The following is a 15,518-nucleotide window of genomic DNA, read 5'->3' as shown; positions in this document are numbered from 1 at the left end:
GAACCTACGAAGAAGGAGCAAGGCTGAAAGCATGGCGGAGATCACAATCTATCAGAAACCCACCTGTTCGACGTGTCGCGAGGCCGTGCGGATCGTGCGCGAGAGCGGCCAACCGTTCAAGGCGATCAATTATTATGAGCAACCGTTCACAAAGAGCCAACTCAAAGGCCTGCTCCAGAAAGCCGGACTAACGGCTCGCGAGGTCCTGCGCACGAAAGAAGATCTCTACAAGTCGCTGAAGCTGGCCGACCCGGCAATGAGCGAGGACCATCTGCTCGACCTGATGGTCCTGCATCCGGATTTGATTCAACGTCCGCTCGTCGAAAAGGGCGATAAGGCCATGCTGGCGCGCCCGGCCGACACGATCACCAAGATGCTCTGATCTTCTCAGAAACGTGGGAGCCTGGCGCTGCCGCAGACGCTCCTGCAGCGGCGCCGGGTCGACATCAGGGAGGGCCGGGCCTATGTTTGCATTCAGTTCCGTTGATCGCGTGTCGTTGCTCGGGAGGATTCTGCAGCGGCTCAACCTTCGCTTTCCGTCTCTCTTTGTGCTGTTCGCCGTCCTTACCCTGGCGGACATCATTGTGCCGGACGTGATCCCGCTGGCCGACGAAATCGGTCTGGCCCTGCTGACGTTGTTGTTGGGATTGTGGAAAGAGCGTCGGACTCAGAGCCGCGCTCAGACCGCAGGAAGGGCGACGCGGTAGACGGGGGAGGTTACGCGTGATCGAGATGGCCGAAGCGGAGCTTGCCGAGTTGCGGGTCGATCCACACCTTCAGGTCCCCGGATAGAACGCTGAGGAGTGTTTCTCCGACCAGTTGCCGTCGCCAGCCCCGTAACACGGGGATGTCCATTTCTTCCACTGGTGACGCCCGTTCGACCAGGGCCTGCAAGTCACCGGTGGTGGCGATCAGCGTGGGGGCGATGTTCTCCACAGAGGCACGGGACTTCAGCACAGCCTGCAGCAGCTCCAGCACGCCGGTGGATTCGGGATCCGGCTTGCGATCGCGTGGGACCTCGGGCCATTCGGATTCCGGTCGCGCCAGCGCCTGCTGCATGGTGGCGAGCAGCGCCTGCCCGTTCCGTTCGACTTCCGACGAATACATTCCCCGCATGCCGCGCAATTGATCCAGCGTGCGCGGCGTTTGACGGGCCAGCTGCACCAGCACCTCGTCACGCATCACTCGTCCCCGCGGGACGTTGCGCCGCCGGGCCTCCCCTTCACGCCAGGCCGCCAAGTCGCGCAGGACACCGGCCGCGCGTGGTTTGAGGCTGTCCCATCCACGGATGCGTTGATACCGCTCCTGGGGGTCCCGCGCCTGTGCGCCAAGAGAGACTTCCAAACGGGCGAATTCCTCATCCACCCATTCCGCGCGACCCATCACGGATAATTTCTGCCGGAGATGCCGGTGCACCGGGAGCAGGAAGGTCACGTCGTCCAGGGCATAGACCAGCTGCTCGCGGCTCAGCGGCCGCTGGCTCCAATTCGTAAATGTATGGGCCTTGTCGAGTTTCACGCCCTGGACGCGCTGGACCAGGTTGGCATAGGCGGTCTGCGCGCCGTACCCGACCATGGCGGCGGCGATCTGTGTATCGAAAAAGGGCTTCGGCAGACGCCCGGCATGGTGTGCGAACAGTTCCAGGTCCTGCCGTCCCGCATGCAGCACCTTTTCGATGCGGGCATCGCAGACAAGCTCCCAGAATCGGGCCATCGGCGCGGTCTCTTGCACGGCGGGAAAGTCGATAACCGCGGCCACCCCTTCCGCCGCGACCTGAATCAACTCCAGGCGGGGGATGAAATGCTCCTCCCCCATAAACTCGGTATCGATGGCAATGACCGAACTGTTGAGGAGTTGATCACAGAGGGCATCGAGGGCATCGTCGGAGGTAATGAAGGTCTGATCCGGTTCCAGTGTGGCCATGGGTTACTCAGTGGGACGATATTCCGCCCCGCGTGAAATCGGCGGTTCGGTGTTGCTCAGGCTCAAGTACTCTTTGAGGAATTGATAGGCTTCGAGGATGCGCCGGAGCTCTGGTTCTGAACTGCGGTCGCCGTTGCGCGCATCGGGGTGCAATTCTTTGGCACGTTGACGGAAGGAGGTGGTCACATCGGCGAGCGGAGTGCCGAACTCGAGACCCAGAATCTGGTAGGCATCGTACGCATTGGTGACTTCATTGGTCGCGCCGGTGGGACTTCCCTCCCCTCCCGCGGCCTTGAGGAAGTCGGCCAGATTGATTTTGCGGCGCCGGCGGCGAGGACGTTCCCGCACTTCGCTGTCGAGTTCGTCCCAGCGGTCTTCGACGAACTCCAATCGCGACTCCAGCCGAATGGCGCCCGAGACATCCTTCACGAGATCCAATTCGTCTTCGATCTGCTGCAGCGACCGTTCGACTTCTTCGAGCCCAGGTTCGATGCGGAAGTAACTGTCGACCCGTTCCTGCATCATGAAATCGACGGCAAACTCCATGCTGTCGACATTCTTGGCGCGCAACATACCGATGCGCCGTCGCATGCCTCGCTGATATTTAAACAGGCGATTGGTTGAAAAGGCCACAAATCCTCGTTGGGCGCGAACCTCCAGGGTTCCGGCAAGGTCGTGGGCATCTTAGCACAACCGTTTGCGCTTCGATAAGAGCAGAGCATCCTGCCAGGAAAGGGATCAGCCTACAGACACCAGAACCCGAGCGCAGCGAGAATGGTGGGTGGCAACGCACCCAGGAAGAGTCCCAGCGGATTGATGGACTCATCCTCGAAGTGGCCGCGAAGCATGGCCACGCCGGCCGGGTTCGGCGCATTGGCGATGATAGTCAGGCCGCCGCCCGTGACTGCGCCGGCCACCAGCGCGTATTTAAATCCATCCGACAACCCTTCCACAAGCGACCCGAGATAGGTCAGCGCCGCATTGTCGGTGAAGGCCGTGAGGAGAGTCGCCCCGAAAAACACTGCATCGTTGCTCATGCTCAGCAGGACCGGTTGCAACCACCACTGCTGCTGCCCGCCCATCACGACCAGGCCTGCCAAAAAGAATCCCACCAGTAAGCCCTCGCGCAGGATCAAACGATCCTGATGTCGTTCGTAAGCCTGGGCGACACCCAGGAAGAACAGAAAAACTCCCAGGAACATCACCGGGTGATGGGCGAAGAGCACCACTATGCCAAGAAACACCAGGTGCAGCACGACCATCGTGAAGGGCACCCTGCCATGTGCCGTTTCACGGCCCTCTGCAGAGATTCGACAGAGCTCCCTACGGAACAGCAGTGCCGCAGCCAGCGCATTGACGACCACCACGACTGCGGCTTTCCATCCAAAGTTTCCCATCATGAACGGGAAGTCCCAGTGCCAGGTGCCGGCCACCATTAAGACCGGAGGCGCGGCAAACGGTGTGAGTGTCCCGCCGATCGAAACATTCACGAACAGCACTCCCAGGGTGGCATACCTCAAGGGTTTCGACAGGCCGTGCTGAAAAAACCGGTCGCGCAGCATCAGGGCGGCCAGGGTCATCGCTGCCGGTTCGGTGATGAACGACCCCAGCAACGGCACCAGTGTCAGAATGGTGAAATAGGCGCTCAGATTGTGCGGCAGCGGGAGGGCCTTGCTGAGCAGCCGCACTCCGCTCGTGGCGGCATGCAGAATCGGGCGCGTGCCCGCGATGACCATGATGGCGAAGACGAACAGCGGTTCCGTGAAGTTGCGTGAGTCGAGGTACTGTGTGGCGGCCGCCGGCCCATCCGTGACGAACATGACGGCGATGAGGACGAGCGCCCAGAAGCCGAAGACGACTTCGACTTCCCCCAGCAAGTGCCACAGCCCGGCATGCGCCGGTCTTGTATGGGCCAGGTGCTCAAAAAATGCGGTGGAAAAGGTATGCAGGATCGCGACGACGAACAGAGCGGTCCCGATCATTTCGATTGTGGTTGGCGTCACGGTGATTTTTCAGGGCGGTCGCGGCGAACCCCGACGAGGGATGACGCACGGACGAACCGGTTCATCAGAATATGTGCGTACTGTACATGGGGTGGGAGGACTACGCCAAGCAAGAAAAGAAACGGGAGGGAGATGACGGTTGCACGGTCAGCGGAGGTCGTCGTCGATCCGGATACGGCGGCGGGCCACGCCGGTTGCGCGTGCAGCCGCGGCCACTGCCTTCGCGACGCGCGGCACCACGTCGCGATCGAACACGCTGGGGATGATGTAGTCCTCCGACAGGGCTTCGGCCGGCACACAACCGGCAATAGCCTCGGCCGCCGCCAGCTTCATGGCTTCGTTGATCTCGCTGGCTTGCACGTCGAGCGCCCCGCGGAAAATTCCGGGAAACGACAGGGCGTTGTTGATCTGGTTGGGAAAGTCCGACCGTCCGGTGGCAAAGATCCGTGAGGCCTCATCGCCCACCTTCGGTTCGATCTCCGGATCGGGGTTGGCCATCGCGAAGACGATCCGGTCCTGATTCATCCGTTCGAGATCCTCCCGGTTCAGCACATTGCCCACGGAGAGCCCGATGAACACGTCGGCGCCCTTCAAGGCATCGTGGAGCGTCCCGCGCGGCTGATCCCGACGGATGCAGGCGTGAAGATCGGTGCGGCAGGTTCGCAGTTCCTCCGCATCACCCATCAGCACGATGCCTTCTTTGTCGCACCCGATGAGATGGGATGCCCCGGCGGCAAGCAAAATGCGGCAACAGGCGGTTCCGGCCGCGCCCAGACCGTTCACGACGATCCGGACATCTTCCATCCGTTTTCCGACCACCTTCAAGGCATTGGTGAGCGCAGCCAGGAGGACAACGGCCGTGCCATGTTGATCGTCGTGCATGACGGGAATGTCGAGGGATGTCTTGAGTGCGCGTTCAATTTCAAAGCAACGCGGGGCACTGATGTCTTCCAGGTTGATGCCGCCGAAACCGGGGGCGATGCCGCGCACGATGCGGATGATTTCATCAGGGTCCTGGGTGGCAACACAAATCGGCCAGGCGTCGATGCCCGCCAATTCCTTGAACAACATGACCTTGCCTTCCATCACCGGAAGCGCGGCGGCGGGACCGAGATTGCCCAAACCCAGTACCGCAGACCCGTCGGTGACGACGGCCACGCTATTGCTCTTGATCGTGAAGGCATAGGCTTTCGAGGGGTCTTTCGCGATGGCCTGGCAGACGCGTCCGACGCCGGGAGTGTAGATCATCGAGAGGACGTTGCGCGTATTGACCGGGACTTTGCTCTGGACTCTGATCTTTCCTCCCAGATGGAGGAGGAAAATCCGGTCGGATGCCGAGAGCACATTCACTTCCGGCAGGGCTTCGAGGCGTTCGAGGACATGTTCTCCGTGGGCCTCATTCTGCACGTCGAAGGTAATGTCCCTGATCATGCGTTCGGCATTGGCTGACACGATATCCACGGCCCCGAGGTTGGCCCCCTCTTCGGCCAGCAGGCCGGCGACTTTTGCGAAGATACCCGGTTTGTTGAGGAGTGCGAGGCGGACGGTCAGGCGGTAGTTGGAATAGGGACCGATGTCATCGGTGGTCATAGGCTGCGACCCGGAGGTGAGTGGCCTTGTTCATGAGTGTATCACAGTGGGTCACGCGCGGGCGTGGATCATCGGGCTTGTTCGCTGCGCAGGGATGCCGCGTCCCACCGATTAGAACCTGTCGCCAAAGACCGTCGATGCAGGCAGAGTCGCAGAGACGGTAACGCCTGAACCATGGGCAAGTCTGAAGAAGATGAAGGCGCAATCATTCGTTGATGTTCAACTCATATCCTCTTGAGAATTCAGATTAGTTTCGAATCCAACCAGAGGGGGTGCTGGAGCGGTTCTCCAGGGGGGTGGCCCTGGCCCTGCCGGGCTTTCTGCGTAGGCGAAACAAGATGGTGAAGAGTTTCGTTGACTTTTTTTGACAGGTTGGCTACCCTCGGCGCGCCCTTGTGGTGGGCACTTATATTCTCAACCTTTCAAGGAGGGGTTTCCATGAAGCGTGCTCTATTTGCATTCGTAGCGGCAGCCATTCTCGTTGCATTCACCGCCCCGTCTTTTGCCGGCGACGACAAGAAGAAGGAAGAGAAGAAGGGCGGCCACTTCTCCCAGACCCTCTTCGGCGATGACAAGAAGAAGGAAGAGAAGAAGGGCGGACACCTGTCCCAGACCGTGTTCGGCGAAGACAAAAAGAAGGACGAAAAGAAGGGCGGACACTGATCCCCGCTTCCGACGTTCTTTCGTAGTCTAAATTGGCTCGCGACTCCGGATGCCGGCGCGGGCCAATTTTTTTGCCTCGCGCGGCTGCCGCTCCTTCTCCCCTCCGCTTCATTGACCCATTCAATCGGTGCGTGATACGGTTCGCGCATGACCAGCACAACCGCCGGCCGCGAGCCGAATCGCCTCATACAGCAAACCAGTCCCTATCTCCTGCAACATGCCTATAACCCGGTGGATTGGTATCCCTGGGGTCCGGAGGCCTTGGCCCAGGCGGCGAAGCTGAAGCGACCGATCCTGCTCTCCATCGGGTATTCCTCCTGCCATTGGTGTCATGTCATGGAGCGGGAATCGTTTGAGAACGAGGCGATCGCCCGGCTGATGAATCAGCATTTCGTCTGCATCAAAGTCGATCGCGAGGAACGGCCCGATCTCGACGAAATTTATATGCAAGCCACGCTGGCATTGAACCGGAATCAGGGTGGCTGGCCGATGACCGTGTTCCTCACTCCCGATCAGAAACCGTTTTTTGCCGGGACCTATTTTCCGCCTGAGGATCGATGGGGCCGTCCTGGTTTTCCGACTCTGCTTAAGAAAATTGCCGAGTATTGGGAAAAGGATCATGCGGGCGTCGTCGCGCAAGCGGCCACGCTCACGGCGCGCCTGCAGGACGGCAGTCACGCCCCTTCCCCGACCACGGTCGGCGAAGCCGAACTCGACATGGCCGTGACTCAGTTTGCGGAGGACTTCGATGCGAAGCTCGGAGGATTCGGCGGCGCTCCGAAATTCCCCCCTGCCACCGGGCTCTCACTGTTACTCCATTGTTATCACCGCACGAAGGATCCGCATACGCTTACGATGGTCCGTACCACGCTGGATGCTATGGCGGCCGGCGGCATCTACGATCAGATCGGCGGCGGCTTCGCGCGGTACTCCACCGACGACCGGTGGCTGGTGCCCCATTTCGAGAAGATGCTGTACGACAACGCTCTGCTGGCTCGCGTCTATGTCGAGGCCTTTCAGGTGACGGCCGACCCGAACTACCGCCGCGTGGCTTGTGAGACCCTCGATTATATTCTGAAGGAAATGACGTCCCCCGAGGGCGGGTTCTATTCCGCAACCGATGCCGACTCCGAAGGGGTGGAGGGCAAATTCTTCGTCTGGACGCCGGAGGAAATTCGCGCGGTGCTTTCGAACGATGAGGATGTGCGGCGAATCTGTGCCTATTACGATGTCACACCGGGCGGCAACTGGGAGCACAAGAATGTGCTGCATACGGCCAAGTCCATTACGTCGGTGGCGAAGGAACTGGGGGTGACCGTCGAGGACTTACAAGAGACCATCGATCGAGTGAAGCCGTTGCTCTATGCGGCGCGCGCGAAACGCGTTCCGCCCGGACTCGACGATAAGGTCATCACGGCCTGGAACGGGATGATGATCAGCGCCATGGCGGAAGCCGGGCGGGTGTTCGACATGCCGCGATATCGGGCTGCCGCCGAACGCGCCTGCGAGTTTCTCCTGAGCACGCTGTCCAAGCCGGATGGACGACTTCTGCGGACCTATCGCGCGGGCACAGCCCACCTGGATGCGTACCTCGAAGACTATGCCTATTTTGCCGAGGGTTTGATCGACACCTATGAAGCAGGCGGCAACGAGCGGTACCTGGCTGCGGCGGTGCGGCTCGCGGAGCGCATTCTGGCGGATTTCTCCGACAGTCAACAGGGCGGATTCTTCACCACGGCCACGGGCCACGAAGCCCTGATCATGCGCAGTCGTGAAGGTCCCGACGGAGCCACCCCGAGCGGGAATGCTGTGGCGGCAGCGGCGCTGGCCCGATTGTCCTATCACTTCGGGCGGGAGGATTTCCGGCAGGCGGCGGCGGCGGCTGTGCGCGCCTATGGACGCCAGATTGCCCGCTACCCGCGCGCATTTGCAAAAAGTCTGATCGTCGTCGATTTGTTGACCAGCGGCCCGGTAGAAATTGCCGTCATCGGGGCATCCGGCGATTTCAACACCGTCGCGTTGCGCGCTGCAGTCAGCCGGACCTACATTCCGAATCGTGTCATCGCCTATCGCGAGTCGCAGCAGCCCGAAGCGACCCATCCGCTCTTGCAGGGGAAGGCTCTGGTCGGCGGCAAGTCGGCGTTGTATGTCTGCCGGAATTTTGCCTGCCGACAACCGATCACCGACCCCGCGGATCTCCCTGCCCTGGTCGATCCGTCGCACAAAGCTGCACCGTCGTTGGCTGCGCCCGAGCAGAAGGTCTTGAGTGGAAATTTGTATCCGGGAGCCGCGACCGTTCAGGGCACGGCCGGTTACGCGGCCAGGACGATCCACGATGCCACCGGGGCCGGCTCCTTGGCCCATGGGTTCGGGCCGTTCGGGGCGACAGGGCTGACGGTGAGCCGTCTCGGATTCGGCACCTACCGGGTCGGTCAACGGGAAGCGGAGCATCGAGAAGCCTTGATCAAGGCGATTCGCTCAGGCTGCAACCTGATCGACACCTCGACGAATTACATGGACGGCGAGAGCGAGCAAGTGGTCGGTTCGGTCCTCCAGCAATTGATGCGTGCCGGTGAAGTGGCCCGCGAGGAAATCATCGTCGTGTCGAAGATCGGTTATGTGCAGGGCCAGAATCTGGCCCAGGCCAAGACGCGGGAGAAATCCGGCAAGCCCTATCCGGACATGGTGAAGTACGGCGACGACATCTGGCATTGCATCCATCCGGATTTCCTGGCCGATCAATTGACGCTGTCGCTCGATCGCCTGGGATTGGCGACGCTGGATGTCTGTTTGCTCCACAACCCGGAGTATTTCCTGTCTCATGCGACCCGGCTCGGCGCCGGTGAACAACGGGAGCTGTCCGCGCTGCGCGATGAGTTTTACGCGCGATTGCAACTGGCATTCGAGTATTGCGAAAGGCAGGTCGAAGCAGGCCGTCTGCGCGGGTACGGGGTGTCGTCCAACACGTCCACGGCCTCTCCGGATGAACCCGGCGCCACGTCGTTGTCCCGCATGATTGAAGCCGCGCAGGCGGCGGCGAAGAACGTCGGCGCGTCCGATCACCATTTCACGGTCTTGCAGTGCCCGATGAATGTGCACGAGGCCGGCGCAGCGCTGATCAAGAATACGGGTCCGGGCAACGGCAGCACCTTGCTGGATGAAGCCATCAGGGAACGTGTCGCGGTGCTCGTGAATCGTCCGCTGAACGCCATGCCGGCCCAGCGCGGCGGCGTGGTACGATTGGCCGATGTGCCGGTGCCGGCACCGGAGGCGGAATTCGAAACGCAGCGACAGAAGGTTGCCCGGTTGGAAGAAGAGTATCGAAAGGATCTTGCGCCGGCGGTGGCCCACAGCGGCCAAGGCATGCTTCCCGCAGACTTTTTCCGATGGGCCGATGAACTGAACCGCATCCGCACGCAGGTGCAGGGCCTGGAACATTGGGAACAAATTGAAACGCAGATGATTGCACCCCACGTGAATCAGGTGCTTCGCGCGCTCTCCGAAGCGTTTACGGGTACCGTGGCTGAGCAGTGGGAAGCCTGGCGTGACCGGTACGTACCGGAGCTTCTCGCGCTCCTGCGAACGTTGCATCGGGAAGCCAGTGAACGCAGCCGTCTGCGCGCCGAAGACCTGCATCGAACCATCGATCCGCTGTTGCCTGAACAGAGACGCAACGCGACCTTGTCGCAGAAGGCGCTGTGGATTCTCGCCAGTACACCGGGTGTCACGTCCGTGCTCAACGGAATGCGCACGCCGGCCTACGTGGACGATGCGTTGCAGATCTTACGGTGGGAGCCGTTGTCGGATTCGCGACGCGTCTACGATTGCTGTGCCGCGAAGAAGTAACTTGCCCTGTTCGTTCGATTTGATTATTCTGTGCCTCGTCCACTCCACGAACCCATCTAGCGCCGGAGGTTTTCATGATACGTTTGCGCCCGTTTGTCCTGCTCGGATTGCTTGCCGTCGCCGGCCCCCTGTTTCTTGACGGCTGCGCGAGCAAATCGGGAACCAGCGGAGGAGCGACGGCGACTCCACCGAAACCCCGCGCGGAGGAGCGTGTGGCTGCGGCTCCGGTGCAGGAAATCCCCGCCCCGCCCGAACCGGCGCCGGTGCCGTTACGATCGGTGGAGATGGCCGCGCGGAATGCGACCGGGGAACAGAACATTCCGTTCCCGGATGTGCTGTTTGATTTTGACCAATACGTCCTGCGGGACGATGCGCTCACGGCGGTCGAGGCCAATGCCAAGCGCTTGAAAGACAACCGGGTGACCAAGGTGTTGCTGGAAGGCCGTTGCGACGAAGTCGGGACCTCCGAATACAATCTGGTGTTGGGGGAACGGCGAGCTCTCTCCGTGAAACGGTACCTCGAATCGTTGGGCATCAATCAGCTCCAGGTCGATGTCACTAGTTACGGAAAAGACCGGCCGTTGTGTCTCCAGCACAATCCGGTCTGCTGGCAGAAGAACCGCAGCGTCCACTTCGTGGTGAAAGAGTAGTCGTCCCCCGGCAGTTCCCTCACGGCGCGGCACGGGTGATTCTCGCCTGTGCCGCGCCTCTCCTCCCGCATTCTACGTCGACCCCATTCGTAACATAGAATTTACGGAAGCCTAACCCGCCTGGAACGTAGCAGGAATATCCTCCCTGTTAGAGCATCGGCAAGGTGAGAAACAGCCGCCGATGACACACATTCAACAAGGAGGATACAGTATGGTGACAGTCAGTGATCTCATGACGAAGAAACTGGTGACGGTGCCGGCCGGTACTTCCGCGGCGGACGCAGCCAGAGTGATGAACGAGCGCCACGTCGGCAGCGTGTTTATCGAGCAGAACGACCGTGTAGTCGGCATCGTGACCGAGTCCGATATCGTTCGAAAAGTCGTGGGTGAAAACAGGCCGGTGCATTTTGTTCCTGTGGAATCGATCATGAGCAGCCCAGTCATCAGCTTGGATGAGCGCCGTTCGATTACGGAAGCGGCCGATCTCATGCAACATCACCACACCCGCCATCTGGGTGTCCTGAAGAGCGGCGCGATCGTGGGGGTCCTTTCAGTACGGGATCTGTTGCAGCCGGTGTCGGTGGACGAGTTTTAACTCTCCACCGCATCGGTACCTGTCCATCGACGGCCTGCCGGGTCTGAGCAGGCTGATCCTCTCCTCTTCCTCACCCATCATTGGTTCTGTTACCTGCCCTGACGATGCACTCGCCACCCCTCTGCCCATTCCGGGAAATGTTTCCTATACCCCCTCACTCTCACTTCGGGGCGAACTTGGCAGCGGTCCGCGGAAACATAAGTAGTGTGTGGGGAAGGGAGAAAGCCGGAAGAAGATGGTCAGGGGCTCTGGAGTTTGTATCCGACCCCGCGAATGGTGACGATGAAAATCGGCTTGGCAGGATCTGCTTCGATTTTCTGGCGTAACGAATGAATGTGAACATCCAGCGCATGTTCTTCGAGGGCATAGTCCTCCCCCCAGACACGGTTGAGCAGATCTTGCCTCGACAGCACGACACCCGGTGAGAGGAGAAATTGATGGAGAATACGAAATTCCTTCGGTGTGAGTTCGACGAGGGCTCCCCCGACCGTCACCTCATGGCGGGCGGTGTCCATAGCGAGGCCTTGGACGCGGAGCACGGATGGCGATTCCGACGTCATATTGTGCCGGCGAAGTATCGCCCGGATGTGCGCGAGTAGTTCACGGTAATGAGGGGAACAAAACACAAGGTCGTATCCATCCTCCAGTTCGGTGAGGCAATCATCCGGGCCGCATGACTTGTCGAATGGCTGAAGCACGATGATGGGGATAGCAGGAGGGAACTGGTCTCGATGTCCCGCTTCTTTGGCGAGGATTTCTCGATCCACAAGAATCAGCATCGGAGAGTGCCGCCGGATTTCGCTCAGTGCGGATGTGACCGTTGCCGCCACGTTAAGATTATAGCCATTCGGCTTCAAGACCTTCTCCAGGTTGTGGGTAGCGGCAGTGTCGGCGGTAACCAATAGAATGGAGTTCGCAGCGCGCGTCATATGTCTAAGCCTTCACACATAGATTTCGTATCCTAGTAGGCATTTATTGTCGATTGATTGCCCGGACGTTACAGCTGCGTTACTTCTCGCTGCAACCTGTAGTTTCCTCAACTAAAGAGGTCAGGAACCTGACGCTCGGCTGCGCGTTTGTCGTAAGAGTCTGCTGCATTGTGTTGAAGAATTTACTCTATTTCCCAACAGATCACGGCACAATTTATTCAAGCGCCCGCATTATGCATGATGGCTCCTGCTGCAGACGCGGATAAGCGGTTCTGCGGAGGCGTTCATTACTCACCCGTTCAACAACTCGTTTACGAAGACTCTCATCCTTCCTGCCGTCGTGGGCCTCTTAGGGCGCGACGGCTCGCTGCTGCGGCGAACCATCATGGATCATACGAATGGGAGACGAAATCCAGAACAACCTGCCAATAGTTTACACGGATGTTACAAGTTCCTGAATTGGGAGACATGTTTCAGGACGATACTTCGCCGCGCGTTGTGAATGGAATACTCTTTAAACATTCCGTAGGAAGGAGGAACATGTGAAGCTGGTTTCAAGAGGTACAGGGGCTCGATGGCAGAGAGGCAATCTCCGCAGCGGAAGTTGTGTGGCGGCGTTGTGTGTGATGACAGTGGTCGGCACGTGGATTCAGGCTTCAGCGCAGGAGCTGTCTGCCGTGGAGACTCAGCGGTCCGGTATGGAAATGAACGTCGCACAGGGAGTTCCTGTGGCGCCTACGGATGCCAACATCAGACCATCGGCCGGAATGGGGGCAGGGTTGCCTTTGCAGAGCACCCCTTTAGAAGATCTCCTATTAGAGAAAAACCTCATCTCCCGTGACGAATGGCTCCGCACGAAGGCCGAGGAGGAACGGCGCACATTTGAACGATTGACCGAAGGGCAATTTCGCGCCAGTCCCCGATGGTTCGAGCGCATCAACGTCAATGGGTACGCCCAGTTCCGATACTCCACGCGATCTCAGAATAATCTGACCAATCAGCAAGGAGAGAGTTTCTCGAACAATAACAACGGCGATTTCTTTTATCGCCGCATTCGTATGGTTTTTCAAGGCCAAATGTCCGATCGCATCTCATTCTTCCTACAGGGTGCCTATGAAGGCAACGGGTTTCAGACATCCAATGCAGAAATGGTCGACGCCTATGCAGATTATTATATAACCAAGAATAAGGAACATCGGATCCGCGCCGGTTTGCAACGAGTTCCCAACTCGTTCGACACCTATCGGTCCAGCAGTCAACGACAAGAATTGGATCGGTCTGAGTCCATTCAGACCGGCGCTCCCGGTGAGCGAGACTTCGGTCTCGCGTACTATTGGAGCCCAAAGATCGCTCAAGAACGGTTTGCAACCATGACCACATACCACAATGGCCCTGGAGATTACGGGGTCTTCGGCATCATGGTCTACAATGGACAAGGCCGCAACCAAATCGAACGAAACCGGGACAAACATTTCGGCGCCAAACTCTCCTACCCGTTCGAGTTGCCTAACGGACGACTCCTGGAAGCCGGTGTCCTTGCCTTCACCGGAATCTACAATGTGCAAAACGTCGGAGCCCCAACCAGTACATCCGGTTCTCGTTGCGCTAAAGTCCTGACACACGGCGGGTGTGAAATCCAGGATCAACGTGTCACCGCGTATATCTTCACCCCTCCACAACCCTGGGGATTCCAGGGGGAATATACGGTCGGTCGCGGACCAGAGCGTAATGCGCAGGGCTTTGTCGCAGAACAGGAACTCCATGGCGGGTATGCCCAGGCCAACTATACCTGGCGCTACTCCGATGTAGGCCAATTGACGCCGTATGTGCGGTATAGCTATTACCACGGCGGCATGAAGAACTTTCAAGGCGCAGCCGCCGACAATACGATGTGGAACTTCGGTCTGGTGTGGGAACCCGATACGCACCTCCGACTCGTGTCGGAATACTCACTTCATGACAGATTGGACACCACCGTTCTTGCGTTGAATCGCTCGCAGGATGAATTGTACGGCCATTGGCTTCGGTTCCAAATCCAGTATTTCTTCAACTAACCTGCCCGATGAGCCGGTATCGAGCGGTATAGTTGCTCGATACTGGCTCCCGCAGATGGCCGGACCTGCAGGACACCCTCTGATCCCCTGCCTTGCGGCTCTCCAGAAATCATCGGCCCTCTCCGTCGCTGCGAGCTGGGACCGCTTACAGTGAGGCGAGAGCGGCGCATTCCCCACGACGACTGACTGACACCGAGACAGTGCCCCGCCCCTGTAAACTGCGGCGCGTCAGTTTGCTTCTGGTTTGCCGGCAGGACTCATCGCCTCTCCCCTATTGGATATTAGTAGGTAGCGGCTCCAATGCTGAGCGTCGGGGAGATTTCAGAGGGCAAGGCCGCGCGAAGCCTAACAGAACGCGGCAAGGAAGCTCCTGCTCAAAACGGGGCAGCGTAGGCGAGACGAGGCAGGGAGCATCCCCCGGTCTATGACCGCCCGGTAAATCGGATGAGGCTGCAGGGATGCTCTTTCCAGGGAGAGAAGAGGGAAGCGTTTGGGTGCTGATGATTATCGGTGGGACGGCGGTGCGGTCTCGAAAAGACTCGTCAGCGTCTGAATATCCAGGGCCACAACTTTTCCGGAGTCGATGTAATCCCATGGTTTGACTGGATGAGCAACAGCTCTATCCGTGACAAAGGATAGTTTGAATGCACGGGATCGCAAGGAAAGAAGCGGGTCGCGGACGGGATCTACCTCATAGGACAACCCCTCTCTCATGGCATCGGAAAACCTCGACCGATGGTTGGCGAGAACAACATACAGGAGCCCGTCTCTGACCAGGGCGCCACCGGAGGTCACGCCAAGTCCAAGACCGGAATCGGAAACCCGACGATAGAACCCGACGAGTTCCGTCGGTGTGGCATTTGCCAAGGCTTGACCGATTCTCGGTGCGAGATCGTCTATCTCTCCGTTCGAAAAAGCGGGTACGGCTTCCTCCTCTCCCGTCAGTAGACTCAGCACGATATCTCCACGCCGTTGTACGCGCAGTCCCGTGAGCACTTGTTTGATAGTCTGAACGGAAAGGGTCGCGGGATGGCTGTTGCCCGACTGGGCATGAGCATCATGTTGAACCTGGACGACCGTAGTCGCATCTTTATAGAGAACCCGGGGTGCTGGGCCGGCAGTACAAGCGGAAACACTCAGGCCAAGTATGAAGACGAAACATCTGAATGCTGGAGGAAATTGGATCATAGTAAAGCCTTTGGAACGGTGATGCTGACGGAGTGGAGGGACGCGCATTGTCGCGACCCTCCACAATGAAGTGGCTA

13 protein-coding genes are annotated in these 15,518 nt (G+C 59.2%); 7 read left to right on the top strand and 6 right to left on the bottom strand.

Annotated elements, in window-relative coordinates; translation table 11 throughout:
• Positions 1–31 precede the first annotated feature (31 nt).
• Positions 32–382: an arsenate reductase (glutaredoxin) gene (arsC, locus tag H8K11_09905; protein MCS6264059.1), complete on the top strand. Its 351-nt coding sequence runs from the start codon at positions 32–34 to the stop codon at positions 380–382.
• A gap of 115 nt (positions 383–497) precedes the next feature.
• Complete coding sequence (locus tag H8K11_09900) at positions 498–707, top strand: hypothetical protein (GenBank protein ID MCS6264058.1); 210 nt, start codon at positions 498–500, stop codon at positions 705–707.
• A 10-nt stretch (positions 708–717) separates the two neighbouring features.
• On the opposite strand, the gene rnd is transcribed toward H8K11_09900, so the two are convergent.
• The 4 genes from rnd to H8K11_09880 all read right to left on the bottom strand — a co-directional run bounded on the left by rnd (position 718) and on the right by H8K11_09880 (position 5,516).
• The gene (gene rnd / locus H8K11_09895) at positions 718–1,923 is read right to left on the bottom strand and encodes a ribonuclease D (GenBank protein MCS6264057.1); all 1,206 of its coding nucleotides are present in this window, start codon (positions 1,921–1,923) and stop codon (positions 718–720) included.
• A 3-nt stretch (positions 1,924–1,926) separates the two neighbouring features.
• The gene (locus H8K11_09890; GenBank protein MCS6264056.1) at positions 1,927–2,556 is read right to left on the bottom strand and encodes a J domain-containing protein; all 630 of its coding nucleotides are present in this window, start codon (positions 2,554–2,556) and stop codon (positions 1,927–1,929) included.
• 110 nt (positions 2,557–2,666) lie between these two features.
• The gene (locus H8K11_09885; protein ID MCS6264055.1) at positions 2,667–3,926 is read right to left on the bottom strand and encodes a putative Na+/H+ antiporter; all 1,260 of its coding nucleotides are present in this window, start codon (positions 3,924–3,926) and stop codon (positions 2,667–2,669) included.
• A 147-nt stretch (positions 3,927–4,073) separates the two neighbouring features.
• A complete protein-coding gene (locus H8K11_09880; protein MCS6264054.1) occupies positions 4,074–5,516 on the bottom strand; it encodes an NAD-dependent malic enzyme in 1,443 nt (480 codons plus the stop codon).
• Between the two features lie 438 nt (positions 5,517–5,954).
• Here H8K11_09880 and H8K11_09875 point away from each other — a divergent pair, with 438 nt between their 5' ends.
• The 4 genes from H8K11_09875 (at position 5,955) to H8K11_09860 (ending at position 11,270) form a co-directional block, all read left to right on the top strand.
• Positions 5,955–6,179: a hypothetical protein gene (locus H8K11_09875; GenBank protein MCS6264053.1), complete on the top strand. Its 225-nt coding sequence runs from the start codon at positions 5,955–5,957 to the stop codon at positions 6,177–6,179.
• 147 nt (positions 6,180–6,326) lie between these two features.
• On the top strand, positions 6,327–10,025 hold the full coding sequence (locus tag H8K11_09870) for a DUF255 domain-containing protein (protein ID MCS6264052.1): 3,699 nt from the start codon (positions 6,327–6,329) through the stop codon (positions 10,023–10,025).
• A gap of 74 nt (positions 10,026–10,099) precedes the next feature.
• Positions 10,100–10,675: an OmpA family protein gene (locus H8K11_09865; protein MCS6264051.1), complete on the top strand. Its 576-nt coding sequence runs from the start codon at positions 10,100–10,102 to the stop codon at positions 10,673–10,675.
• A gap of 211 nt (positions 10,676–10,886) precedes the next feature.
• Positions 10,887–11,270, top strand: coding sequence for a CBS domain-containing protein (locus tag H8K11_09860; protein ID MCS6264050.1), 384 nt, complete (start codon positions 10,887–10,889; stop codon positions 11,268–11,270).
• Positions 11,271–11,509: 239 nt separating this feature from the next.
• Here the strand turns inward: H8K11_09860 and H8K11_09855 are convergent, their stop codons facing one another.
• A complete protein-coding gene (locus H8K11_09855; GenBank protein ID MCS6264049.1) occupies positions 11,510–12,199 on the bottom strand; it encodes a response regulator transcription factor in 690 nt (229 codons plus the stop codon).
• 608 nt (positions 12,200–12,807) lie between these two features.
• Between H8K11_09855 and H8K11_09850 the strand changes: the two genes are divergently transcribed.
• Complete coding sequence (locus H8K11_09850) at positions 12,808–14,253, top strand: hypothetical protein (GenBank protein ID MCS6264048.1); 1,446 nt, start codon at positions 12,808–12,810, stop codon at positions 14,251–14,253.
• A 504-nt stretch (positions 14,254–14,757) separates the two neighbouring features.
• Here H8K11_09850 and H8K11_09845 read toward each other — a convergent pair.
• Complete coding sequence (locus tag H8K11_09845) at positions 14,758–15,441, bottom strand: hypothetical protein (GenBank protein ID MCS6264047.1); 684 nt, start codon at positions 15,439–15,441, stop codon at positions 14,758–14,760.
• Positions 15,442–15,518 lie beyond the last annotated feature (77 nt).

The sequence above is a fragment of the Nitrospira sp. genome, from assembly GCA_024998565.1.
In the GTDB taxonomy this organism is placed as follows: domain Bacteria; phylum Nitrospirota; class Nitrospiria; order Nitrospirales; family Nitrospiraceae; genus Nitrospira_A.
This window is presented reverse-complemented; position numbering and strand designations above follow the sequence as displayed.